We start from the raw sequence: 25,106 nt of genomic DNA on the forward strand, positions 1-25,106 counted from the left end.
GGGAGGTCGGGTGGGGCTCATGCAAAGTTTTAGAACAGAAATAGAAAATCCGATTGTCGAAAATGACATTATAGAATTAGCTAATAAAATTGAGCTTTTTCATAACGGTAAAATAGATGAAGAAAAATTTAGAAGTCTTCGTTTAGCAAGAGGTGTTTACGGACAGCGTCAAGAAGGTGTGCAAATGATCCGTATTAAATTGCCTTACGGAAAAGTTAAAAGTAATCAATTACGAAGAATTTCGGAAGTGTCTGATGAGTATTCTCGTGGTCGTTTACATATTACGACACGTCAGGATATTCAAATTCACTATGTTGATTTAAACAGAACGCCTGAACTCTGGGCTGAGTTAGAACGTGACGATGTTACACTTAGAGAAGCTTGTGGTAACACCGTTAGAAATGTAACCGCTTCAGAAACTGCGGGAATAGATGTCAATGAACCGTTTGATGTATCACCTTATGCAGATGCGTTATTTCGTTCCTTCTTGAGGAATCCTATTTGTCAGGAAATGGGGCGTAAGTTTAAAGTGTCTTTTTCTTCTTCAGATGAAGATACAGGTTTATCATACATGCACGATTTAGGTTTTATAGCAAAGATTGAAAATGGTGTGCGCGGATTTAAAGTGATGCTTGGTGGTGGATTAGGTTCACAGCCGCGTCACGCAGATGTGTTATATGATTTTTTAGAAACAGACAAAATTATTCCGGTAACAGAAGGTGTTTTAAGAATTTTTGACCGTCATGGTGAGCGTAAAAGTCGTGCCAAAGCACGTATGAAATTTTTAATAAAAGATATCGGGTTAGAGGCTTTTAAGGACTTAGTTGAAGAAGAGCAACATGCTATTGAATTTAAGTCAGTTGCTATTGATGCGGATTCATATGAAGCTTCAACACCGGTTGAAGTAAATGAGATACCACAAGTTGAAATAAAAGACCAAAAAGCTTTTGAAACTTGGAAGTCAACAAATCTGATTCCTCAAAAACAAGACGGTTATGTAGCCATTGGTATTAAGGTGCTTTTAGGAGATTTTTATACAGACAAAGCAAGATTATTAGCCGATTTAATTGAAAAATATGCGGCTGGTGAAATAAGACTATCATTGCGTCAAAACATAGTCATTCCTTTTGTAAAAGAAGAATTGGTACCGTTTTTCTATAATGAATTAGAAAAATTAGGATTTGTAGAAGCAGGTTATAATAAAGCAGTTGATATTACAGCGTGCCCAGGAACAGATACTTGTAATTTAGGAATTGCAAGCAGTACGGGAATTGCAGATGAGTTGGAACGTGTTATTAAAGCTGAATATCCACAGTACTTAAATAATGAAGATTTAGTCATTAAAATTAGTGGTTGTATGAATGCCTGTGGACAACATAATATGGCAAATATTGGTTTTCAGGGTATGTCTGTTCGTACACCGGATAAATTAGTAGCACCTGCATTACAAGTATTATTAGGTGGTGGAAACTTAGGAGATGGTAACGGCGTGTTTGCAGATAAGGTGGTTAAAGTGCCTAGTAAAAGAGGGCCGGAAGCATTACGACGTATTTTAGATGATTTTGAAGCAAATGCAAAAGGGAAATCGTTTGTAGACTATTATAAAGAAAAAGGAGAAAGATATTTCTACGATTTCTTAAACGACCTTCAAGATGTTACTAATTTAACACAAGACGATTTTATCGACTGGGGAGAAGAAGAGAAATATGTTAAGGAAATTGGTATTGGTGAATGTGCCGGTGTGGTTATCGATTTAATAACAACATTGTTTTTAGAAAGTGAAGAAAAGATTGATAATGCTAAAAAATCTTTTGGAGACAAAGTGTATTCAAGTGCCATTTATCATGCTTACAGTTCTTTAGTTAATTCCGCGAAAGCGTTATTATTGGCAGAAAATAAGAAAACAAATACGCATGCAGGCATTGTAAGTCAGTTTGATGAATTGTTTATAGCAAGCGGAAATATAGATTTAGGAACATCTTTTTCAGAATTGATATATCAAATTAATAAATTTGCTCCGACAGAAGCGTTTGCTGCAAAGTATATTAGCAATGCTAATTTGTTTTTAGAAAAAGTAAGAACATTCAGAGAAGCTGAAAGCCCCCTAGCCCCCAAAGGGGGAAAAATAACGGCATAGGTATAAAATCGCCTTGGCATTAATTTATTGATGAAAGAAAAAAAATCACATAGCAACAATATTGTATCTGTCCCCCCTTCGGGAGTTAGGGGGCGTTTAACCGTTGTAGGAGCTGGACCAGGCGATGTGGATTTAATAACGCTTAAAGCTATTAAATCTATTGAATCTGCAGATGTTATCCTGTACGATGCTCTTATAAATGAGGCGTTGCTAAAATACGCATCAAGCGAGGCCGAACTTATTTTTGTGGGTAAACGTAAAGGGTGTTACGCGTTTCAGCAAGAACAAATCAATGAGCTTATAGTTAGTAAAGCTAAAAGTCATGGACATGTTGTAAGGTTGAAAGGCGGAGATCCATTTATATTTGGAAGGGGTGCAGAAGAGATAGATTATGTAAGGTCATTTGGTTTAGAAACTTTTGTGGTTCCCGGAATATCATCGGCTCTTGCAGTACCTGCATATCGAGGGATTCCTTTAACAAAACGAAACACTGCAGAAAGTTTTTGGGTCATTACAGGAACAACTAAAAATCATCAGTTGTCATCAGATGTTGCTTTGGCAGCAAAATCAACGGCAACCGTGGTCATTTTAATGGGAATGAGTAAGTTGGACGAAATTGTTCGTATTTTTTCAGAAGAAAACAAACAAGGCATGTCTATTGCAATTATTCAAAATGGCACCAGAGAAGATGAAAATGTTGGTATTGGTACTATTGAAACTATTAGGGGCATTGTAGCAGAAAAAGGGTTGGCAAACCCTGCTATTATTGTTATTGGTGATGTTGTTAAAGAACGAGCCGTATTAACATCCATTTATAAAGAAGTTAATGCCATATAGTTTGATTAGGTATGGAAGAAAGGAATAACTTATATCCTGTTTTTTTAAAGGCTAAAAACTTAAGCGTACTTATTGTAGGTGGAGGTTTTGTGGCCGAAGAAAAATTAACTTTTTTACTAAAATCGAGTCCAGATGCACATGTCACAATGGTATCACCTATGTTTAGAGAAGGTACTATAGAACTTGCAAAGAAAGGTGATGTTACATTAATAGAAGCTATTTATAGTAAATGCTATTTAAAAGGAAAGCATGTGGTTGTAGCTACGACTGATGTACCCGAAGTAAATATAAAAATTTACAAGCATTGCAGGAAAAGAAGTATTTTAGTTAATGTTGCCGATAATCCACGATATTGTGATTTTTACATGGGAGGTATTGTAACAAAAGGCCATGTGAAAGTAGCAATTTCCACGAATGGAAAGTCGCCAACAACAGCCAAAAGATTACGTCAGTTTTTTGAGGATGTCATTCCGGAAAATGTAGACGATTTGGTTAAAAATTTAAATGAATATAGAAAAACAATAAAAGGTGATTTCGAGCAAAAAGTAGAAACGCTTAATGAATTTACCAAAGGATTAATTGAAAAAAAGAAATTGTAACATGATTAAAACAGATATACTTATAATAGGAGCAGGTCCAACCGGATTATTTGCAGTTTTTGAAGCGGGTTTATTAAAACTTAAATGTCACTTAATTGATGCATTACCACAACCTGGAGGACAATGTTCTGAGATTTACCCTAAAAAACCTATTTATGATATTCCTGGGTTTCCAGAAATTTTAGCAGGAGATTTAACTAAAAATTTACTTGAACAAGGCAAGCAATTTGAGCCTGGTTTTACTTTAGGTGAACGTGCTGAAACAATAGAAAAACAGGAGGACGGTTCTTTTATTGTTACGACTAATAAAGGAACGCAACACCATGCGTCTGTTGTAGCTATTGCAGGAGGACTAGGGTCTTTTGAACCTAGAAAACCAGCTATCGAAGGTATTGCTGATTATGAAGATAAGGGTGTTGAATACATCATTAAAGACCCGGAATTTTACAGAAACAAGAAGGTAGTGATTTCCGGAGGAGGAGATTCAGCTTTAGACTGGAGTATCTTTTTATCGGGTGTAGCTTCCGAAGTCACATTAATTCACAGAAGAAATGAATTTAGAGGCGCGTTGGACTCTGTTGAGAAAGTTAGAGAGTTAACCCTCTTAAATAAAATAAACCTAATCACTCCAGCTGAAGTTAAGGAACTTCATGGTGACGGAAAAATTGAGGCGGTTAGTGTGATAAAGGATGGTGAAACGACTAAAATTGAAACCGACCACTTTATTCCTTTATTTGGTTTGTCTCCTAAATTAGGACCTATTGGGGATTGGGGATTAGAGATTGAAAAAAATGCTATAAAAGTTGATAATGCTTTAAACTATCAGACAAACATCCCTGGCGTTTTTGCCATAGGAGATGTTAATACATATCCGGAGAAATTAAAATTAATTCTTTGTGGCTTCCATGAGGCTACATTAATGTGTCAGGCAGCTTATAGAATTATCAACCCAGGTAAAAAATATGTCTTGAAGTATACAACAGTTAGTGGAATTGATGGGTTTGATGGGACACGTAAGGAAGCTCCAAAAGCAGTTGTTCAAGCGATTAATTAAATAAATGCATGAAACGACATGTCTAAAATAATCTTTAGACGTACAAGGAAATGATTATTTTAAATATCACAGTACACCTGCCTGCCGACAGGCAGGTCTGACAAATAAAAAGCAATAAAAGTAAACAGATGAAAAAAAGTTACAACGTTTGTTTAAAAGATACAGTTAAAACATTTACAAAAAGGTTGTTTTATGCTTTGTTTGATGAAGAACAACAGGTCGTACATGCGCAATATTTAGAAACTACTTTTCTTAAAATACTTTCTAAACTATCAATAGAAGACGGGGAAGAAAAGTGGAAAAGCTTCAACCAAAACCTCTCTGAGATTAGAAAGCAATTAGATTTAGATGCAATAGCTTTTGAAAATAATGACCCAGCATCACACAGTTTAGAGGAAATCTATTTGGCTTACCCTGGTTTTTATGCGATATCTATTCATAGATTGAGTCATGCACTTTATAAATTGAATGTGCCTATTCTCCCTAGAATGATGAGTGAGTATATTCACGGTATTACGGGTATAGATATACATCCAGGAGCCACTATTGGAGAATCATTTTATATAGATCACGGAACGGGAATTGTAATAGGAGAAACATCCATAATAAAAAACAACGTTAAAATTTATCAAGGTGTTACTTTAGGGGGCATTCAGGTTAGTAAAGACTTGGCCCAAGTAAAAAGACACCCAACTATAAATGAAAACGTGACCATATATGCCAATGCAACCATTTTAGGAGGTGATATTGTTATAGGTGCCAATAGTATTATAGGTGCCAATGTATGGATTACCCAATCGGTTCCGGAAAATTCCTTGGTAACCTATCAAACTGAAATAAAAATCAGACCCAAAAAGAATGGCATACGGTAAAACAATTTTAGATTTTATTGGCAACACACCTTTGGTAGATGCTAGTCATTTAATTTCTAAAGAAGGTGTTAAGCTTTTTTTGAAATTAGAAGGGAATAATCCCGGAGGTAGTGTTAAGGACAGACCTGCTTTTAATATGATTAATGAAGCGCTTAAGCGTGGTGATATTAAAAAAGGAGGCACCTTAGTTGAAGCCACTAGTGGTAATACAGGGATTGCCTTAGCGTTTATTGCAAAACTTTTAGAATTAAATATGGTGTTGATCATGCCTGAAAATTCTACGGAAGAACGCGTAAAGACGATGAAAGCTTATGGAGCCGAAGTTATTTTAACCTCTTCAGATATCGGAATTGAAGGGTCAAGAGATCTGGCATTCAAACTTAGAGATGAAAAAGGCTATACGCTGTTGAATCAGTTTGAAAATGATGATAATTGGAAAGCACATTATAAAACTACTGGGCCTGAAATTTGGGAAACAACACAAGGTAAAATAACTCATTTTGTTTCGGCTATGGGAACAACCGGAACCATTATGGGGGTCTCAACATATTTAAAAGAACAAAATAAAGATGTAACCATTGTAGGAGCACAGCCAGATGACAATTCCAGAATTCCGGGAATAAGAAAATGGCCTGAAGAATATGTGCCTAAATTTTTTAATCGGTCTAAGGTAGATCAGGTTATAGAAGTGACAGAAGCTAATGCCAAAGCAATAACACAACGTTTAGCAAAAGAAGCAGGCGTGTTTGCTGGAATGAGTAGCGGCGGTTCTGTGTTTTGTGCCTTAGAAGTTGCTGAGTCCATTAATGAAGGTGTAATAGTGGCTGTTATTTGTGATAGAGGTGATAGGTATTTATCATCTCCCTTATTTGAATAAATCAAGTAATTTTTTAAAATTTTTTGTTTTAATGTGAATAAAAAAAATATTGTTAGTATTTTTGTTCGCTAGTTCATTAATGTATAAATATTGTTATCCAGAAAGGTAGAGGGAATAGACCCTGTGAAACCTTGGCAACCCTTTAACTTTAAAGAAGGTGCTAAATTCTACTAATATTCAATAATATTAGAAAGATAACGAAAAGTGTTTCTTTTACTTTTCTTGATGACATATAGATAAAACGAATATTTGAAAATCAAACATTCGTCAAAAATAATATCAAAATGTCAAACATAAAACAAGCTTTACAAGATCGTATTTTAGTACTGGATGGTGCTATGGGGACTATGTTGCAGGCTTATAAATTTACCGAAGAGGATTTTAGAGGCGATCGTTTTAAAGATTATCCAACACCATTGCAGGGTAATAACGACTTACTATCTATCACACAGCCAAAAGCGATTAAAGAAATACATGCCAAATATTTTGAAGTAGGAGCAGATATTGTAGAAACTAATACCTTCTCTGGCACAACAATCGCTATGGCAGATTATCAAATGGAAGATTTGGTATACGAACTTAATTACGAATCGGCTAAGATTGCCAAAGAAGTTGCCGATGAATTTACAGCAAAAGAACCACACAAACCTCGTTTCGTAGCGGGGTCAATCGGACCTACAAACCGTACGGCGAGTATGTCGCCAGATGTTAACGATCCTGGTTATAGAGCAGTTACTTTTGATGAGCTGCGTATAGCCTATAAACAACAAGTGGAAGCTTTAATTGATGGTGGAGCCGATTTGTTATTGGTAGAAACTGTTTTTGATACCTTAAATGCTAAAGCAGCTTTGTTTGCTATAGAAGAAGTCAAAGAAGAACGGGGCATAGATATTCCTATTATGCTTAGTGGTACCATTACCGATGCATCAGGGAGAACACTTTCCGGTCAAACAGCAGAAGCATTTTTAATTTCCGTATCACATATTCCATTATTGTCAGTAGGTTTTAATTGTGCTTTGGGAGCTAACTTATTACAACCACACTTAGAGGCGATTGCTTCTAAAACAGATTTTGCAATTTCTGCACATCCCAATGCAGGGTTACCAAATGCTTTTGGCGAATATGATGAAACACCAGAAGAAATGGGGGGGCAAATAGAAGAATATTTAAAAAAGAATTTAATAAATATTATAGGAGGCTGTTGTGGTACAAGTCCGGAACATATTAGAGTTATTGCAGACATAGCAGCTAAATATAAACCAAGAACTGTCATTCCTGCAGAGGCAGGAATCTCATAAAATAGGAGTTATGATTCTCGAAGTAGCCATATTAAACATCAAGAAAGGACTTTCAGAAGATTATGAAAAAGCTTTTCAAGAAGCGAAAAGTATTATTTCGTCCATGAAAGGCTACATATCGCACGAATTAAAAAAGTGTGTGGAGCAAGAAGATAAATATATATTATTAGTGAATTGGGAAACGGTTGAAGATCACGAAATCGGATTTAGAAAATCGAAAGAATATCAAGAATGGAAAACATTGTTGCATGATTTTTATGAACCATTTCCTATAGTAGAACATTATACAATAGTTGATGGTTGTTAGTTTTTTGGTTGATGGTTAGAAAATAGCTATATGAATTATACAGAATTAGATGTTTGGAAATATTCAAGAGAATTGGTTAAGTTGGTTTATAAATTAACAAAATCATATCCTCAAGAAGAGCTATATGGCTTAACAAATCAAATTAGAAGAAGTGTAATTTCTATACCATCAAATATAGCAGAAGGAGTTGGCAGACAATCAAACAAAGAAACTATTCATTTCCTTTTTATAGCAAAAGGCTCTCTTAATGAAGTGGAAACCCAATTATATTTATCCTTTGATTTAGGATATATTTTAGAAGAAGAATTAAAAAACATATTAGAAAAAGTGATTTCAAGCAAAAAATTGTTAAGTGGTTTTATTAATTATTATAAAAAAATATGATGGATAAAACAGCCAACAACCAACAACTAGCAACTAATAACCAAAGAAGGTACATGAAACTTTCGGGATTAGAACCTTTGGTTCTAAACGAAAACAGCAATTTTATAAATGTTGGTGAGCGTACTAACGTTGCTGGGTCTCGTAAGTTTTTAAGATTAATAAAAGAAGAGAAATTTGATGAGGCGTTGGATATCGCGCGTCACCAGGTTGATGGAGGTGCACAAATAATAGACATTAATATGGACGATGGTCTTATTGATGGTAAAGAATCGATGGTGCGCTTTTTAAATTTAATAGCTGCCGAACCAGATATTTGTCGTGTTCCCATTATGATAGATAGCTCTAAATGGGAGATTATTGATGCCGGACTTCAAGTTGTGCAAGGAAAATGTGTAGTAAACTCTATTTCTTTAAAAGAAGGTGAAGAAAAGTTTATTTGGGAAGCAAAACAGATTAAGCGCTATGGAGCAGCTGTTGTTGTGATGGCTTTTGATGAGGTTGGGCAAGCAGATAATTACGAAAGACGTATTGAAATATCAAAGCGTTCTTATGATGTATTAGTTAACAAAGTAGGATTTCCATCGGAAGATATTATTTTCGATTTAAATATATTCCCTGTAGCTACAGGCATGGAAGAACATCGTAGAAATGCGATCGATTTTATTGAAGCGACGCGTTGGGTACGTGAAAATTTACCAAATGTGAGTGTTAGCGGTGGTGTGAGTAATGTGTCGTTTTCTTTTAGAGGAAATGATGGTGTTCGTGAAGCGATGCACTCGGTGTTTTTATACTATGCCATTCAGGCAGGTATGAATATGGGAATTGTAAACCCTGCCCTTTTAGAAGTATATGATGATATTCCTAAAGACTTATTAGAACATGTTGAAGATGTTATTTTAGACAGAAGAGACGATGCAACAGAGCGTTTATTAGATTTTGCTGAAACGGTAAAAGGTTCTAAAAAAGAAAAGGTTTTAGATTTATCCTGGAGGGAAAATACACTTCAAGAGCGTATTACACATGCCTTGGTAAAAGGAATTGATGCCTATATTATTGAAGATGTAGAACAAGCAAGACAAGAAGCCGAAAAACCAATAGAGGTTATTGAAGGTCATTTAATGATTGGAATGAATGTGGTTGGTGATTTGTTTGGAGCCGGAAAAATGTTTTTACCACAAGTGGTTAAATCGGCAAGGGTCATGAAAAAAGCGGTGTCCTATTTAAATCCATTTATTGAAGCTGAAAAAGGCGAAAAACAACAAGCCTTAGGAAAGGTGTTAATGGCAACTGTAAAAGGAGATGTACACGATATTGGTAAAAATATTGTGAGCGTTGTTTTAGGTTGTAATAATTACGAGATAGTTGATTTGGGGGTCATGGTGCCACCAGAAAAAATAATTTCTGAGGCTAAAGAACATAATGTAGATGCTATTGGTTTGTCAGGTTTAATTACGCCGTCTTTAGACGAAATGGTGTATTTAGCTAAAGAAATGGAACGCCAAAACTTTTCGGTACCCCTACTAATAGGTGGTGCAACGACATCGAAAGCACATACGGCTGTGAAAATTGATCCTCAGTATAAAAATGCTGTAGTTCATGTAAATGATGCATCCAGAGCGGTGACTGTTGTCGGAGATTTATTGAATAAGAAAACTTCCAATGCGTATGTTGCAAAACTAAAAAAGGATTACGATGAATTTCGCGAGAAGTTTTTAAAACGAGGCAAAGAGAAATCATATATATCCATAGAAGAAGCTCGAAGTAAAAAACACCCTATAGATTGGGAAACATCTAAAATTGTAAAGCCTAATGAGCTAGGAATTCAAATATTAAAGCAATTAAGCTTAAAAGAATTACTACCATACATAGATTGGAAACCTTTCTTTATTTCGTGGGATTTGCATGGTAAATTCCCAGAGATCTTAACGGATAAGGTTGTGGGTGAACAGGCAACACAATTATACGAAGATGCACAAGCTATGATTAAACAAATTGTTGCAAAACAATTATTAAAACCAAAAGCTGTTTTTGGTTTGTTTGAAGCCAACACTATTAACCATGACGACATATCTATTCAGAAAAAAGGTCGCGAGATTGCAGTGTTTAGAACCCTACGCCAGCAATTAAAGAAAAGAGATGGGATTCCAAATATAGCCTTGTCTGATTTTATTGCACCAAAGGAAACAGGTAAAATGGATTATATGGGAGCTTTTTGTGTAGGTATTTTTGGAGCCCAGGAACTAGCAACTTATTACAAGGAAAAAGAAGATGATTATAACTCTATAATGGCACAAGCCATTGCTGATAGATTTGCAGAAGCATTTGCAGAATATTTACATAAACAAGTGCGAACAAAACATTGGGGATATGCAGCAGGTGAAAGTTTATCTAATGAAGAATTGATAAAAGAAACTTATAAAGGGATTCGTCCGGCACCTGGTTACCCGGCATGTCCGGATCATTTAGAAAAAGAAACTATTTGGGAGTTATTAGATGTCGAAAAGCTTATAGGCGTTTCTTTAACGGAAAGTTTGGCCATGTGGCCGGCTGCTGCAGTATCTGGATATTATTTTGGGAATCCAGAAGCAAAATACTTCGGTTTAGGTAAAATTACGGATGATCAGGTAACCGATTATGCTACTAGAAAAGGGATTAAAAAAGATAAAGCCAGAAAGTGGTTGCATCCTAATCTTGCTAATCAGTAGATAAATTCCTGCGAAGGCAGGAATCTTATGAAATTAAATTGAAGAGTTTCTAATTGTGAGTAATAATAAAAAATAATGGAGTTTATAGAGTTAACATTAGGAAGTCATATTATTGTACATGGTTATGATAATGATAATAAAGAAATAACAGAGCATATAACTCTGGATGGGTTTTCTAAAAAAGTAGTAGCTGTTTCCAGAATAAAATCAGTTAGTGAAAAATATATTTTAACAGACTACATAGATGGTAGATGGATATATTGGGAGTATGAAGAGGCTTTTGAAGATTTGAAGAAAACATTGGTTTAGTCTGCGTTAGTGATTACAGTAGAAAACTCACAGTACATAATAAGTAAGGACTTGAAACGTAGGTTAAAAGGTAAGAACTAAAATTGAAGAGATTCCCACTTTCCTGCCCGTCCGGCAGGCGGGCGTAGGAATGACAAAAAATAAATAATGAATTAAAAGATTCCTGCCTTTGCAGGAAATAAATATGAAGGTAACAGAACATATAAAAAAGGCAGACGGAAAAACATTGTTTTCCTTTGAAATTATTCCACCACAAAAAGGTAGAAGTATTCAGGAATTGTATAATAATATAGATCCTTTAATGGAGTTTAATCCACCATTTATTGATGTGACAACCTCAAGAGAACAGTACGTTTATATTGATAAAGGAGAAGGTTTATTAGATAGGAAAATAACCCGTATGCGTCCAGGTACCGTAGGTATTTGTGCAGCTATAAAACATAAATATAATGTGGATACAGTTCCACATGTATTGTGTGGTGGTTTTACAAAAGAGGAAACCGAATATTTGCTGGTTGATTGTCATTATTTAGGGATTGATAATGTGATGGCTTTACGTGGAGATGCTATGAGTCATCAAAAATATTTTGAACCCTCAAAAGGAGGTAATAACTATGCAACAGATTTAGTGGCTCAAATTCAGAATTTGAATTGTGGAAAGTATTTGCATGAGGTTATAGAGTCGGATCATAAATCTGATTTTTGCATTGGTGTTGCCGGCTATCCGGAAAAACATATGGAAGCTCCTTCGATGCTGGCCGATTTAAGACGCCTTAAAGAGAAAGTAGATGCCGGAGCAGACTATGTAGTAACACAAATGTTTTTTGATAATAAAAAATACTTTGAATTTGTAGACAAAGCAAAAGAGGCGGGGATTGATGTGCCTATTATTCCGGGAATAAAACCACTGGCAGTAAAGCGTCATTTACAGATATTACCACAAGTATTTAAAATAGATTTGCCAGAAACCTTAGTTGATGAAGTTGAAAAATGTAAAGACAATAAGCAGGTAAGACAAGTGGGAATAGAGTGGGCTATAAAGCAATCAGAAGAGCTTAAAAAAGCAGGAGTTCCTGTACTTCATTATTACTCTATGGGTAAGAGCGATAATATAAAAGCCATTGCATCACAGTTGTTTTGATAATTCTGTTATTTTTGCTCTTTAAGCAAATCTGTTAATGAGGTTATTTTTAGTCTGTATTTTTTGTGCAGTTTTCAGTGTTTCTTTTTCACAAGAAAAAGCATATACATCTTACATAGATGTTAATTATTTTAAAGGAAACATCGCGTTGCACAATAACGATATTCTGCATTTAATTAAAGGACATCCAGAAGGTGTAATTTTAGGTTGGAACAAAAAAACCTATGGATTTAAAGATTGGGAACAACGCTATAATTATCCTGATTATGGTATCTCTTTTGCTTACCAAAATCTAAAAAACGATGTTTTAGGAAATAATTATTCACTATATGCGCATTACAATTTTTATTTCTTAAAACGCCATTTAATGCTGCGTGTTGGTCAAGGATTAGCCTTAACGACCAATCCTTATGATAAAGAAGAAAATTTCAGAAATATTGCTTTTGGTTCTAAAATAATGAGTAGTACCTACTTGATGTTTAATTACAAAAAGGAGCATATTATAGATAGGTTTGGGGTGCAGGCAGGTTTGTCATTTCTTCACTATTCTAATGCTAATGTAAAAGCTCCTAACGCAAGTATAAATACATTAGCTCTAAATGTTGGAATAATTTATAGTTTAGATGATGTAGAACCGGAATATATAACACTTCTTAGTAATGAGGAAAAAGAAACATTTATACAACCCATAAAATATAATTTTGCTTTTAGAAGTGGTATTAACGAAAGTGATATAATTGGTAGCGGACAATTCCCTTTTTATATTTTTTCTGCCTATGCAGATAAGCGTATTAATATAAAAAGTGCCTTACAATTTGGAACCGATGTGTTCTTTTCAAATTTTTTAAAAGAGATTATTCATCACAAATCAGTTGCTTTCCCAGAAGATGGTGTATCTGGTAAGGAAGATTATAAAAGAGTTGGTGTTTTTGCAGGTCATGAATTGTTTATTAATAAAACGTCACTAATTACACAGTTTGGGTACTATGTTTATTATCCGTTTGATTTTGAGGGGCGTACATATGTTAGGATAGGTTTAAAACGCTATTTTAGTGATAAATGGTTTGGGGCATTGACACTAAAATCGCATGGTGCCAAAGCAGAGGCGGTAGAATTTGGGGTTGGTGTTAGATTGTGAACAATTCCCACGAAGGTGGGAATCTCATAAATTGAAACTTAAACCCAAAAGGAATTAAAAAAGACTATTATAAATAGTATGGTCAGATATCTGTCCAAGGCTTGGTTTAAAAATTTTGATTAGCATGTGGTAATGACGCCATTGAAAAAGATTGTTCTGCTGTTTCCCTGAGCGCAGTCGAAGGGTTTGTAAGACTAAGCAAAATAAGTTTAAATTGTTAAAATATAATAATAGATTCCTGCCTTCGCAGGAATGAAAACATGAAAAGAATAACTCAAATATTAGTTTTGTTTTTAATAATAGCTTGTGATAGCGAAAATTCTGGGGACTGTTTTCAGAAAGCAGGATCCATTATTCAACAGGAAATAGTTGTCGCACCTTTTAATAGAATATTAGTAAATCGCGATATTGAATTAGTCATTAAAGAAGGAGTTGAACAAAAGGTTATTATCGAAACTGGAGCGAATTTATTAAATGATGTAGAAGCTTCTGTTTTAGACGGTAAGCTAACATTAACAGATAATAACACTTGTAACTATGTGCGCGATTATGGTACTACTAAGGTATACGTGACATCCCCAAATATTACAGAAATAAGGAGTTCTACACAATATGATATAAGCTCTGATGGCATTTTAACATATCCAAGTTTAACTATTCTATCAGAAGATTTTGGAGTACCGGATACCTTTACAACTGCTAATTTTAGATTGCAGATTGATAATAATACGTTTCGATTAGTCTTTAACAATTTGTCTAATTGTTTTATTTCAGGTAAAACAGAAAACTTAAATCTTACTTTTGCAGCAGTATCATCGCGTTTTGAAGGACGAGATCTTGTTGCTCAAAAGGTACAATTATGGAACAGGTCATCAAACGATATGATTGTAAACCCGCAACAAGAAATAAAGGGTACTATTTCTGGAACGGGTGACGTGATTTCTGTAAATCGACCACCAATAGTTGCCGTTGATGAATTATATAAAGGACGATTAATTTTTGAATAGAGACTGGTCGGAAACAGACTAATTTTATCAAAAGATTGTAAAAAGAAACTTTTTTAATTTTGCTCTGTTTCCGATCAATCACTAAATAAATTAACCGATTGCTTAGCAATTTCTAACTCTTCATTGGTAGGAATGACCAATATTTCAACCTTTGATGTTTCCGTATTTATATTTTTTAAGTTTTTAGGCTTTATATTATTTTTTTTAGAATCGAGCTCGATACCTAAAAAGTCTAAATCTTCACAAACCATTTGGCGCATTAAAATAGAATTCTCACCAATTCCAGCGGTAAATACGATAGCATCCAATCCGTTTAAAACTGCTGCATAACTACCAATATATTTTTTTATACGGTACACATTCATTTGTAACGCCAATTGGCAAGCTTTGTTGCCTTTTTCAGCTTCCGCTTCGATGTCTCTTAAATCACTTAAGCCTGTTAAACCAAACATGCCACTTTTCTTTTGGAGTAGTGTATTGATTTCATTTATGCTATAATCATATTTTTCAGCTAAATGAAAAATGATAGCAGGATCAATGTCTCCGGAACGCGTGCCCATAATCAATCCGCTAATAGGTGAAAAACCTAAAGAATGATCAATACTTTTTCCATCTTTAACAGCAGTCATACTACAGCCATTACCTAAATGAATAGTGATGATTTTTGAATTGTTTTTCCCTAGATATTCAATAGCTTTTTCTGAAACATACTTATGGCTGGTGCCATGAAATCCATAAACTCTAATATTATGTTTTTCTGAATATTCATTTGGAATCGCATATTTATAAGCATATTCTGGAATTGATTGATGAAATGCCGTATCAAAAACCGCTACTTGTTTAGCATTTGGAAATATGGTTTCGGCAACTTCAATGCCTTCTAAATTTGGAGGGTTGTGCAAAGGTGCTAATGACGAAAGCGCTTTTATCTTATCTTTTACAACTTCAGTAATTTCAGTGGTATCGCTAAAATGTTTACCACCATGTACAACACGATGTCCTACAATATCAATATCATCAGTAGATTTAATAATGCCAGTATCTTTATCTAATAACTGTTTTGCTAATAATTCCAGACCCCTTTTGTGATTAGGAATGGCGGTTACAACTTCAAGAGTGTCTTCTTCGGTTTTGAATTTGAATCTTGTATCATCAAACCCAATGCGTTCAATTAAACCAGAACAAAGAATGGTTTCTTCCGGCATTGAAAATAATTGAAATTTTAAAGAGGAACTTCCTGAATTTAAAACTAATACTTGCATATTTATTGATTTTGAGCTTGAATAGCAGTAATGATAACTGTACTATAAATATCATCAGCAGTACAACCTCTACTAAGATCATTTACCGGTTTATTTAACCCTTGTAAAACAGGTCCTATAGCTAATGCTCCTGTTTCTCGTTGTACGGCTTTGTAAGTATTATTGCCTGTGTTTAAATCTGGAAAAATTAAAATACTGGCATGCCCAGCTACTTCAGAATCTGGTAATTTACTTTTTCCAATACGCATATCTACCGCAGCATCATATTGAATAGGGCCTTCGATTTTTAAATCTGAAGTTTGCCCTTTTACAATATCGGTAGCTTCTCTAACTTTTTCTACATCAGCCCCTTTTCCGGAAGAACCAGATGAGTAAGAAAGCATAGCAACTTTAGGCTCTATACCAAATTCTTTTGCCGTTTGTGCTGACGAAATAGCTATTTCTGCCAATTGTTGTGCATTCGGATTTGGATTAATGGCACAATCTCCAAACACAGAAATTCTGTCTTCTAAGCACATAAAGAAAATAGATGATACCAAGTTTACTCCGGGTTTTGTTTTTATAAATTGTAATGCAGGTCGTAAAGTATGTTGTGTAGTATGTACCGCTCCGGAAACCATACCATCTGCATGACCTTTATAAATCATCATCGTGCCAAAATATGAAACGTCAGACATGGCATCTCTTGCCATTTGTATGCTTATATTTTTATGCTTTCTGAGTTCATAAAAAGTGCTTGCATAGTCTTCAAAATGTGGTGATTTAGTTGGTGATACGATGTTTATTTCCTTAATGTTTAGTGGAATATCTAGTTTTTCAATAAGCTCCTTAATTTTATCTTCATCGCCCAGAAGTGTTAGTTCTACGACATGCGCATTAATTAATCTTGCAGCTGCACGCAAAACACGTTCATCATAACCTTCAGGTAAAACAATATGCTTTTTATCATTTAGGGCACGTTGTAGTAAATTGTATTGAAACATTCTAGGTGTAAATATTTCAGATTCAAAAGTAATAAGCCGTTCTGCTAGCTTGTCTGTATCTACATGTTTTTCAAAAGCAGCTATAGATGTGGCTATTTTTTCTTTGTTTTCGGCATATATTCTAGATTTAATATTTCCAATACTACTAGCTACATGATATGTGCCGCCCTTTACACTAATAAGAGGCACAATACTGGAAAGTCCTTCAATAAGTTTTAAAATAGGTTCCTCAGGGATAAGGCCGCCTGTTAAAATAATCCCAGCAATTTTAGGATAATTTTTTGAAATATTAGCTTGTAAAGCTCCCAAGATAATATCGGCTCTATCACCAGGTGCGATAACCAGTGCATTTTCCTTTAGATGGATTAAATAATTACGTAATTGCATAGCTCCTACGCTAAAATTTTCGGTTAGGTTATTTAGCATGTCTTGACCAAAAAGAACTTCGCCATTTAAAGCTTTTGAAATTTCTTTTACAGTAGGACTGCTAAGGTTAGGGATTTTAGGTATAACAGTAATATCTGTTCCGTTGCTTATACGTGTTTTTAATTGTGCTTTAAGCGTAGAAAGGTCCTCAGGGTTTACTTTGTTAGTGATTATTGAAAGCACATCAACATCTTGTATAAAAGTATTATGTGCTAATTGAACACTATCCACGATCTCTTTAAGTTCTTTTTTGTCTCCTTGAGAAACTATAATAACAGGAATCCCCAGATTTTTAGATATCAAAATATTAATATCTAGTTCTAAACTTGAGTTTTCGTGAGAGAAATCAGTACCTTCTACTAAAACAAAATCAAAATGGGCTTCAAGATTTTTGTATTTTTTTATAATTTCATCTATAACTTCACCAGATTTCCCCTGATTATATAAGTCAAGCACTTGGCTTCTTGTATATGCAAATGTTTTTTTGTAATTAATATCTAGTTCAAAATGAGACATCACTGTATTGATGTGATTATCCATTTCTCCAGCTTCAAGATCTTCAATGATTGGTCTAAAATACCCAACCTTAGCAGTCTTTCCCAAAAGCATACGCATTAAGCCAAGAACAACAACAGATTTTCCACTGTTAGGCTCAATAGTAGCTACATAAATTCCTTTGCTCATAGTAGTGTTTTATAGTATTACAAGATAGTTTATTGTTTGTCTTTAAACGAATTAACTATGCTGTGTTTAAAATATTGTACCGCAAAATTAATGCCTTCATATTATGATAAGGATGATATTTGTCATACTTTTCATTTAAAACTTATCCATATAAAAGAGGGGATTATTTTGATGTTAAATCCCTGAAAAGTGATTCTAAACTGGCATTCTTTTGATTGAGTTGTAAAATTTTCAATTGATTATCATGAGCAAAGTCAAATACATAAGACCGCATATCTTCCGAAGTTTTAAAAGTGATTTCATAAACAAAACCATGCGTATTAGCTACGCTTTTTACTTTTGGAAGTTTTAGTAAAAAAGCATCTTCAACACGATAATCAAACTCTACAATAACAATTTGTTCTTTGGTATCACGTAATTCGTTAAGTTTTTTATCTGCAACAATTTCTCCCTTATTAATTATGATGACACGATCACACATAGCTTCGACCTCTTGCATAATATGTGTAGATAGAAATACGGTTTTAGTTTCTCCAATTTCTTTTATGAGATTTCTAATATCAATCAATTGGTTTGGGTCTAAACCAGTGGTTGGTTCATCTAATATCAAAACTTCGGGATCATGTAATAATGCATTAGCTAAACCTACGCGCTGTCGATACCCTTTAGAAAGTTGTCCTATTTTTTTGTGAACTTCTGGAGTTAAACCTGTAAGTTCAATAACCTCATTAACACGTTGTTTGGAAACCTTATAAATATTGGCATTAAAGTTTAAATATTCCTTAACAAACATCTCTAAATATAACGGATTATGCTCTGGCAAATATCCGACACTTTGTTGAACAAGTTGTGTGCTTTCTTTTATGTCATATCCATTTACCTTCGCAGCACCCTTGCTAGGGTTAATATAAGTAGTTAAAATTTTCATCATAGTAGATTTCCCAGCACCATTAGGCCCTAAAAATCCAACAATTTCTGGTTTGTTAACTTTGAATGAAATATTATTTAAAGCTTTCTGTTCGCCATAGTGTTTTGAAACTCCTACTACTTCAATAGACATAATTAAAATTATTTATTCAAAAATAATAATTATATAATGCAATAGAAGTTTTGTTATATAATCTTTAAAATTTTTAAAAAATTCAAAAAAAACTAATACTACAATTTTGATTTCTTAAAATATTATTTACTTTAGCACTGTAATTATGACAACAGTATATTATACATATTTTAACAACTGGTTTTATTTCTTTTTTAGCAAAAGGAACGAGGCGTTGTATGTATAATTTATAACTATAAATTTTAAATATAAGTCTCGATGAAAATCGGGACTTTTTTTTGTTCAACAATGAAGATTTCGGTCTGATTAATAAAAATTGAATTTGATTAAAACGGTAGCTATACAAGGAGTAAAAGGATCATTTCATCATATTGTGTCACAACAATTTTTTGATAAGCCAGTTGATGCCATTGAATGTTTAACATTCGATAGGGTCGTTGATTCTTTAATTACTAAAGAATGCGATGCTGCTATTATGGCCTTAGAAAATTCTATAGTAGGATCTATTATTCCTAATTATGCTTTAATTGATAAATATGGCTTACACATTGTTGGAGAGCATTATATAGATGTTCAGCACAATTTAATGGCATGGCCAGATCAACGTATAGAAGACATAGAAGAAGTGTATTCGCATCCCATGGCATTGTTGCAGTGCAAAGAGTTTTTTAAACAATATCCTCACATTAAATTAGTGGAAGATAAGGATACAGCAGAGGTGGCCCAACGGATACATAAAAATAAGCTTAAAGGGGTAGGTGCTATTGCAAGTACTTTGGCTGCCGATATATTTGAGTTAGATATTCTGGCACCAAGTATTCAAACTATAAAACACAACGAAACGCGTTTTGTTATAATAAAGCGAACAAATTCTGAAGTACCCGAAAATGAAATTAGCAAAGCTTCGGTTAAGTTTGAAAGCGACCATAAACGAGGCAGTTTAGCAGCCATTCTTAATGTGATGAGTGATTGTAAATTGAATTTAACTAAAATTCAATCATTACCAATAGTTGAAACGCCTTGGAAATATGCTTTTTTTGTTGATGTTACTTTTGAAAAATACATGGATTTTAAAAAATCAAAATCTATAATTGATATTATGGGAGAAGGCCTTAAAGTGCTGGGTGAATATAAAAATGCTAAATTATGATTGAAGCTGCGAATAGATTACAAACGGTGGAAGAATACTACTTTTCAAAAAAATTAAGAGAGGTGAATTTTCTTATAACCAGCGGTAAACCTATCATTAATTTGGGTATTGGTAGTCCGGATTTACAGCCGCCACAAAGAGTTGTAGAGGCCATAAAAAAAGGATTGTTAGCACCTAACGCACATAAGTATCAAAGTTATCAAGGGCTACCGGAGTTAAGAGAGGCCATAGCGGGGTTTTACAAAGAACATTTTTCGGTTTCTTTGAGTGCTTCTACGGAGGTTTTACCACTTATGGGAAGTAAAGAAGGTATTATGCATATTTCGATGGCATATTTAAATGAAGGTGATGCCGTGTTGATTCCAAATCCTGGTTATCCGACGTATCAATCTGTTACTAAATTAGTAGGTGCTAAACCTGTTTTTTACGAATTAGATGCAGCAAATGATTGGTTGCCGGATTTTGAAGCTTTAGAGCAATTAGATTTAAGCAAAGTGAAACTGATGTGGGTAAACTATCCACATATGCCAACAGGAGCTCAACCAAACACTTATTTATTTGAAGAATTAGTAGCATTTGCTAAGCGTCATGGAATTTTAATAGTTAACGATAATCCGTATAGTTTTATATTGAATGATGCGCCAAAAAGTATATTAAGTGTTGCCGGAGCAAAAGATGTTTGTTTAGAACTTAATTCGTTAAGTAAAACCTTTAATATGGCAGGATGGCGTGTAGGAATGGTAGTTGGCGATAGTAAGCATATAAAAAATATTTTAAAGGTGAAGAGTAATATGGATTCGGGCATGTTTTTTGGCATCCAAAAGGGGGCTATTGAAGCTTTAAAGTGTTCAGATATGTGGTTTGTTACCCTTAATAGTGTCTATAAACAACGTCGCGATTTAGTTTGGCAATTAGCAGACGCTTTAAATTGTACTTATGATAAAAATGCTGTGGGGCTTTTTGTTTGGGCTAAATTACCAGCCTCTGTAAAAGCTGAAGCCTATATAGATTCAGTACTTAAAAACAATCACATATTCATTACCCCAGGAACTATTTTTGGAAGTAAAGGTGAAGGATATATTCGATTTTCTTTATGTGCATCAAACGAAGTTTTAGAAGAAGCTATAAAAAGAGTAAGATAGTTTGCAGTATGCAGTTAAGTTTATTATGAGTAAAAAATATAGAGAAAAATAATTAAATAAACCCGTAATAATTCTCTCTCATTTGGAGAGGGTTAGGGAGAAGAAAATGAAAAATATTTACATCATAGGAGTTGGGTTAATAGGTGGTAGCCTTGCTATAGATATTAAACAAAATAATCCTGAAGTAGTTATTCACGGTATTAGTAGAAAGGAAGCCACACTCAATGAAGCTTTGTCACTTGATTTAATTGATAAAAAAGCAACCTTAGAGGATATTGATAATGCCGATTTAGTTATTATATCTATCCCCGTGGATGCTACGGTAAAGTTGTTACCAACTATTTTGGATAAGATCTCCGATTCGGGATTGGTTGTAGATGCGGGATCTACCAAATTAGATATATGTAAAGTCATTGAAAACCACCCTAAGCGTAGAAATTTTTTAGCAATGCACCCTATAGCAGGAACAGAGCATTCAGGTCCTAGTGCAGCCATTAGCGGTTTGTTTAAGGGTAAAACGAATATTGTTTGTGAAGTAGAAAAAACGGCATTCAAACTTCAAGAAAAAGCGTTGAAACTTTTTGTAGATATAGGGATGCGGATTCGTTACATGAACCCGGAAGCGCACGATAAACACATTGCGTATATGTCGCATTTATCACATATAAGTTCATTTATGTTAGGAAAAACGGTGATAGAAAAGGAAAAAAATGAACGTGATATTTTTGATATGGCAGGCAGTGGGTTTGCATCCACAGTCCGTCTGGCAAAGAGCTCCCCAGAGATGTGGACACCTATTTTTAAACAAAATAAAGAGAATGTCATTGAGACTTTAGAAGAGTACATCAATAATCTGAAGAAGTTTAAAGAACTTATGGAAAAAGATGACTTTGAAGAAGTTTACAACGAAATGAAAAACACGAATCATATAAAACAAATTTTAAACGGAATAGCTTAGTCGGCTGAATATTAAGTAACATGGAGAATAAAAAAGAAATGAAAAACTGGTTGGATGCATTGAATTTAAATCATCCTTTGGTTATTGCAGGACCTTGCAGTGCTGAAACAGAAGAGCAAGTATTAAAAATAGCTCATGAGTTAAAAGATACAGACGTTAACTATTTTAGAGCTGGTATTTGGAAACCAAGAACAAGACCGGGAATGTTTGAAGGTGTTGGTGCATTGGGTTTAAAGTGGCTACAAAAGGTGAAAGCAGAAACAGGAATGAAAATCTGTACAGAAGTAGCAAATGCGGCTCATGTAAAATTAGCCTTAGAGCATGATGTAGATTTATTATGGATAGGCGCACGTTCTACAGTGAGTCCATTCATTATGCAAGAAATTGCAGATGCTTTACAAGGAACAGATAAACCTGTATTGGTGAAAAATCCGGTAAATCCAGATTTGTCTTTATGGTTAGGTGGTATTGAAAGAATATATAAAGCAGGCGTTAAAAATATAGGCGCTATTCATAGAGGGTTTTCAACATATCAAAAAACCAAATATAGAAACATTCCAGAATGGCAATTAGCTATTGAGTTTCAAAATAAGTTTCCAGATATCCCTTTAATTAATGATCCATCTCATATAACGGGTAATCGCGATATGATTTTTGATGTGTCTCAAGCTGCATTAGATTTAAATTTTGATGGGCTAATGATTGAAACTCATTATGATCCTGAAAATGCTTGGAGTGATGCTGCCCAACAAGTAACGCCTAGTACTTTAGTGCAAATTATGAAAGATCTTAAAATTAGAAAAGAGACGAATGCTGAAGCAGAATATAACAGTGCCCTAAATAATTTAAGAGCGCAAATTGACGTTGTAGATAATCAAATTATCACTTTGTTAGGAAAACGTATGGAAGCTGCAGATGGTATTGGATCTCTTAAAAAGGAGAAGAATGTAGCCGTATTACAATCTAAACGTTGGAATGAGATTTTAGGAAAAATGGTTTTAGAAGGAGAAGAACACGGATTGAGTGAGGAGTTTATTCTAAGAATGTTTAAAGCGATTCACCAGGAATCTATTAATCATCAAGAGAAGATTATTAATGGTTAAATAGTAATTTGATTTTATAAAAAAGCCTCGCAATTGCGAGGCTTTTTTATTGAGATAAAAGAAATAAAATTATTTGTTTCTTTTAAAAATATAACGAGTAATAAAAATACCTTGTTTGTCATCTTTACCACCTTTACTTTCAACAGCACTAGTTACAAAAGCTAACTCCCAGCCTTCTTCTATCATTGTATTGATTTTAGAAGTAATTAGAGCATCATTGGCAGCAATATTTTGAAAACGGATACCACCAATGTTATAAAAGTTTAATAATTTTGTTTCATCAAAACCTTTAACTCTTATATCTCCACGTTTAGATTTGTTTCGAGTTTTATCTTCTTCAGTTTGTGTACTGGTGTATTCTTTGTAATCTTTTTCTTCGTTTGCGCTAATGATTCTAGAACGTCCTAATCCACTAGGAACAATAGATTCTACACTGGTAATAACTTTGTACTGAACTTGAGCACTTGAATCGATAAAAGAAAATAATGCAATAGTAAAAACAATAAGTAGTTTTTTCATCTTAATAGAGGTTTTTAAAATTAATAATGACAAGATTAAACAATATCTATGCCAAAAAAAAGATTTTTTAACTTTACTTTTGAAAAAATATGACAGGACTCGTTTATAAATCTACTGGAAGTTGGTACACGGTTAAAACCGATTTGGGCCATGTTTATGAATGTCGCATAAAAGGGAAGTTTCGCATAAAAGGTATTAAAAGCACGAACCCCATTGCTGTTGGTGATATGGTGGATTTTGAACTTGAAACCAATAATAATCAAGAATCTGGTATCATACATAAGATTCATGATAGAACAAATTACATTGTTAGAAAATCGGTTAACTTATCTAAACAAACACATATTATTGCTGCCAATTTGGATCAGGTTTTTTTAATGATCACCATTAATAATCCACCAACATTAACCAGTTTTATCGATCGATTTTTAGTCACAGCCAATGCCTATTCTATTAAAACAGTATTGCTATTTAACAAAATAGATACCTATGATGAAGAAACACTTTTAGAAGTTAAATATCTGGCACATGTCTATAGGAAAATAGGGTATGAATGCATAGGCGTTTCTGCTAAAACTGGTAAAAATGTAGATAAAGTAAAGGCTTTAATGCGTGATAAGGTTAGCATGTTTTCGGGACATTCTGGAGTAGGCAAATCGACACTTGTAAATGCTATAGAGCCAGCTTTAAACATTAAGACAAAAGAAATTTCAACACAACACATGCAAGGACAACATACGACAACCTTTGCAGAAATGTTCGATTTAAGCTTTGATGCAAAAATTATTGATACACCTGGAATAAAAGGTTTTGGGGTGGTTGATATGGATAAGGAAGAAGTTGGCGATTATTTTCCAGAAATATTTGAATTGAAACAAGACTGTAAATTTAATAATTGTTTACACATTCAGGAACCTAAATGTGCAGTTAAAAAGGCGCTGGATAATGATGAAATAACGTTTTCGCGTTACAGAAGCTATTTACAAATTATAGAAGGTGAAGATGAACATTACAGAACTGATAATTGGGATAATCAGTAATCAGTCTCAGTTTGTTAATGGGTAGTTTGAAATCCACAGTCGATTTCATCATTTTTAAACCTTTGTGGTTTAGCGTCTTTGCGAGAAAAGAAGTATTCAGTTTATTAATAAATT

23 protein-coding genes and 1 riboswitch are annotated in these 25,106 nt (G+C 34.0%); of the genes, 19 read left to right on the forward strand and 4 right to left on the reverse strand.

Annotated features, from left to right (window positions below; genetic code table 11):
* The first annotated feature begins 19 nt into the window (after positions 1-19).
* From Q4Q47_RS11885 to Q4Q47_RS11950, 14 genes are all read left to right on the forward strand, one after another.
* Positions 20-2,137, forward strand: coding sequence for a HEPN domain-containing protein (locus Q4Q47_RS11885; RefSeq protein ID WP_303306874.1), 2,118 nt, complete (start codon positions 20-22; stop codon positions 2,135-2,137).
* Positions 2,138-2,167: 30 nt separating this feature from the next.
* Positions 2,168-2,974 carry a uroporphyrinogen-III C-methyltransferase gene (cobA, locus tag Q4Q47_RS11890; RefSeq protein WP_303306875.1) on the forward strand — a complete coding sequence of 269 codons (807 nt, stop codon included), beginning with the start codon at positions 2,168-2,170 and terminating at the stop codon, positions 2,972-2,974.
* Positions 2,975-2,985: 11 nt separating this feature from the next.
* On the forward strand, positions 2,986-3,573 hold the full coding sequence (locus tag Q4Q47_RS11895; RefSeq protein ID WP_303306876.1) for a precorrin-2 dehydrogenase/sirohydrochlorin ferrochelatase family protein: 588 nt from the start codon (positions 2,986-2,988) through the stop codon (positions 3,571-3,573).
* A 1-nt stretch (position 3,574) separates the two neighbouring features.
* On the forward strand, positions 3,575-4,627 hold the full coding sequence (locus Q4Q47_RS11900) for an NAD(P)/FAD-dependent oxidoreductase (RefSeq protein ID WP_303306877.1): 1,053 nt from the start codon (positions 3,575-3,577) through the stop codon (positions 4,625-4,627).
* Positions 4,628-4,755: 128 nt separating this feature from the next.
* The gene (gene epsC / locus Q4Q47_RS11905) at positions 4,756-5,499 is read left to right on the forward strand and encodes a serine O-acetyltransferase EpsC (RefSeq protein ID WP_303306878.1); all 744 of its coding nucleotides are present in this window, start codon (positions 4,756-4,758) and stop codon (positions 5,497-5,499) included.
* Positions 5,486-6,376 (forward strand): cysteine synthase CysM, encoded by an 891-nt coding sequence (cysM, locus tag Q4Q47_RS11910; protein WP_303306879.1) that lies wholly within the window; start codon positions 5,486-5,488, stop codon positions 6,374-6,376. The genes epsC and cysM overlap by 14 nt, the downstream gene beginning before the upstream one ends.
* Before the next feature lie 90 nt (positions 6,377-6,466).
* Positions 6,467-6,577, forward strand: a riboswitch (SAM riboswitch).
* 83 nt (positions 6,578-6,660) lie between these two features.
* Positions 6,661-7,674, forward strand: coding sequence for a homocysteine S-methyltransferase family protein (locus Q4Q47_RS11915; protein WP_303306880.1), 1,014 nt, complete (start codon positions 6,661-6,663; stop codon positions 7,672-7,674).
* A 10-nt stretch (positions 7,675-7,684) separates the two neighbouring features.
* Complete coding sequence (locus tag Q4Q47_RS11920; RefSeq protein WP_303306881.1) at positions 7,685-7,981, forward strand: antibiotic biosynthesis monooxygenase family protein; 297 nt, start codon at positions 7,685-7,687, stop codon at positions 7,979-7,981.
* A 30-nt stretch (positions 7,982-8,011) separates the two neighbouring features.
* Positions 8,012-8,365 (forward strand): four helix bundle protein, encoded by a 354-nt coding sequence (locus Q4Q47_RS11925; protein ID WP_303306882.1) that lies wholly within the window; start codon positions 8,012-8,014, stop codon positions 8,363-8,365.
* The gene (gene metH, locus Q4Q47_RS11930) at positions 8,362-11,070 is read left to right on the forward strand and encodes a methionine synthase (protein ID WP_303306883.1); all 2,709 of its coding nucleotides are present in this window, start codon (positions 8,362-8,364) and stop codon (positions 11,068-11,070) included. Before Q4Q47_RS11925 ends, metH begins: the two co-directional genes overlap by 4 nt.
* 75 nt (positions 11,071-11,145) lie before the next feature.
* Positions 11,146-11,379, forward strand: coding sequence for a hypothetical protein (locus Q4Q47_RS11935; RefSeq protein WP_303306884.1), 234 nt, complete (start codon positions 11,146-11,148; stop codon positions 11,377-11,379).
* A 184-nt stretch (positions 11,380-11,563) separates the two neighbouring features.
* Positions 11,564-12,520: a methylenetetrahydrofolate reductase [NAD(P)H] gene (gene metF, locus Q4Q47_RS11940; protein ID WP_303306885.1), complete on the forward strand. Its 957-nt coding sequence runs from the start codon at positions 11,564-11,566 to the stop codon at positions 12,518-12,520.
* 37 nt (positions 12,521-12,557) lie between these two features.
* Positions 12,558-13,658, forward strand: a complete 1,101-nt coding sequence (locus tag Q4Q47_RS11945; protein ID WP_303306886.1) for an acyloxyacyl hydrolase — start codon at positions 12,558-12,560, stop codon at positions 13,656-13,658.
* A gap of 260 nt (positions 13,659-13,918) precedes the next feature.
* Positions 13,919-14,665: a head GIN domain-containing protein gene (locus Q4Q47_RS11950; protein ID WP_303306887.1), complete on the forward strand. Its 747-nt coding sequence runs from the start codon at positions 13,919-13,921 to the stop codon at positions 14,663-14,665.
* 74 nt (positions 14,666-14,739) lie between these two features.
* On the opposite strand, the gene Q4Q47_RS11955 is transcribed toward Q4Q47_RS11950, so the two are convergent.
* From Q4Q47_RS11955 to gldA, 3 genes are all read right to left on the reverse strand, one after another.
* The gene (locus tag Q4Q47_RS11955; protein ID WP_303306888.1) at positions 14,740-15,927 is read right to left on the reverse strand and encodes an acetate/propionate family kinase; all 1,188 of its coding nucleotides are present in this window, start codon (positions 15,925-15,927) and stop codon (positions 14,740-14,742) included.
* A gap of 2 nt (positions 15,928-15,929) precedes the next feature.
* Positions 15,930-18,020 carry a phosphate acetyltransferase gene (gene pta / locus Q4Q47_RS11960; protein ID WP_303306889.1) on the reverse strand — a complete coding sequence of 697 codons (2,091 nt, stop codon included), beginning with the start codon at positions 18,018-18,020 and terminating at the stop codon, positions 15,930-15,932.
* A gap of 163 nt (positions 18,021-18,183) precedes the next feature.
* Positions 18,184-19,080: a gliding motility-associated ABC transporter ATP-binding subunit GldA gene (gene gldA / locus Q4Q47_RS11965; protein WP_303306890.1), complete on the reverse strand. Its 897-nt coding sequence runs from the start codon at positions 19,078-19,080 to the stop codon at positions 18,184-18,186.
* Positions 19,081-19,402: 322 nt separating this feature from the next.
* Between gldA and Q4Q47_RS11970 the strand changes: the two genes are divergently transcribed.
* The 4 genes from Q4Q47_RS11970 (at position 19,403) to Q4Q47_RS11985 (ending at position 23,433) form a co-directional block, all read left to right on the forward strand.
* Positions 19,403-20,230, forward strand: a complete 828-nt coding sequence (locus Q4Q47_RS11970; protein WP_303306891.1) for a prephenate dehydratase — start codon at positions 19,403-19,405, stop codon at positions 20,228-20,230.
* The gene (locus Q4Q47_RS11975; protein WP_303306892.1) at positions 20,227-21,372 is read left to right on the forward strand and encodes a pyridoxal phosphate-dependent aminotransferase; all 1,146 of its coding nucleotides are present in this window, start codon (positions 20,227-20,229) and stop codon (positions 21,370-21,372) included. The genes Q4Q47_RS11970 and Q4Q47_RS11975 overlap by 4 nt, the downstream gene beginning before the upstream one ends.
* A 106-nt stretch (positions 21,373-21,478) precedes the next feature.
* Positions 21,479-22,330 carry a prephenate dehydrogenase gene (locus Q4Q47_RS11980; RefSeq protein WP_303306893.1) on the forward strand — a complete coding sequence of 284 codons (852 nt, stop codon included), beginning with the start codon at positions 21,479-21,481 and terminating at the stop codon, positions 22,328-22,330.
* Between the two features lie 20 nt (positions 22,331-22,350).
* The gene (locus tag Q4Q47_RS11985) at positions 22,351-23,433 is read left to right on the forward strand and encodes a bifunctional 3-deoxy-7-phosphoheptulonate synthase/chorismate mutase type II (protein WP_303306894.1); all 1,083 of its coding nucleotides are present in this window, start codon (positions 22,351-22,353) and stop codon (positions 23,431-23,433) included.
* Between the two features lie 69 nt (positions 23,434-23,502).
* Here Q4Q47_RS11985 and Q4Q47_RS11990 read toward each other — a convergent pair whose 3' ends face one another.
* Positions 23,503-23,952 (reverse strand): hypothetical protein, encoded by a 450-nt coding sequence (locus Q4Q47_RS11990; RefSeq protein ID WP_303306895.1) that lies wholly within the window; start codon positions 23,950-23,952, stop codon positions 23,503-23,505.
* 89 nt (positions 23,953-24,041) lie between these two features.
* Here Q4Q47_RS11990 and rsgA point away from each other — a divergent pair, with 89 nt between their 5' ends.
* Positions 24,042-24,992: a ribosome small subunit-dependent GTPase A gene (rsgA, locus tag Q4Q47_RS11995; protein WP_303306896.1), complete on the forward strand. Its 951-nt coding sequence runs from the start codon at positions 24,042-24,044 to the stop codon at positions 24,990-24,992.
* Positions 24,993-25,106 lie beyond the last annotated feature (114 nt).

Origin of the sequence: Flavivirga spongiicola (assembly GCF_030540825.1) — a bacterium.
GTDB lineage: Bacteria > Bacteroidota > Bacteroidia > Flavobacteriales > Flavobacteriaceae > Flavivirga > Flavivirga spongiicola.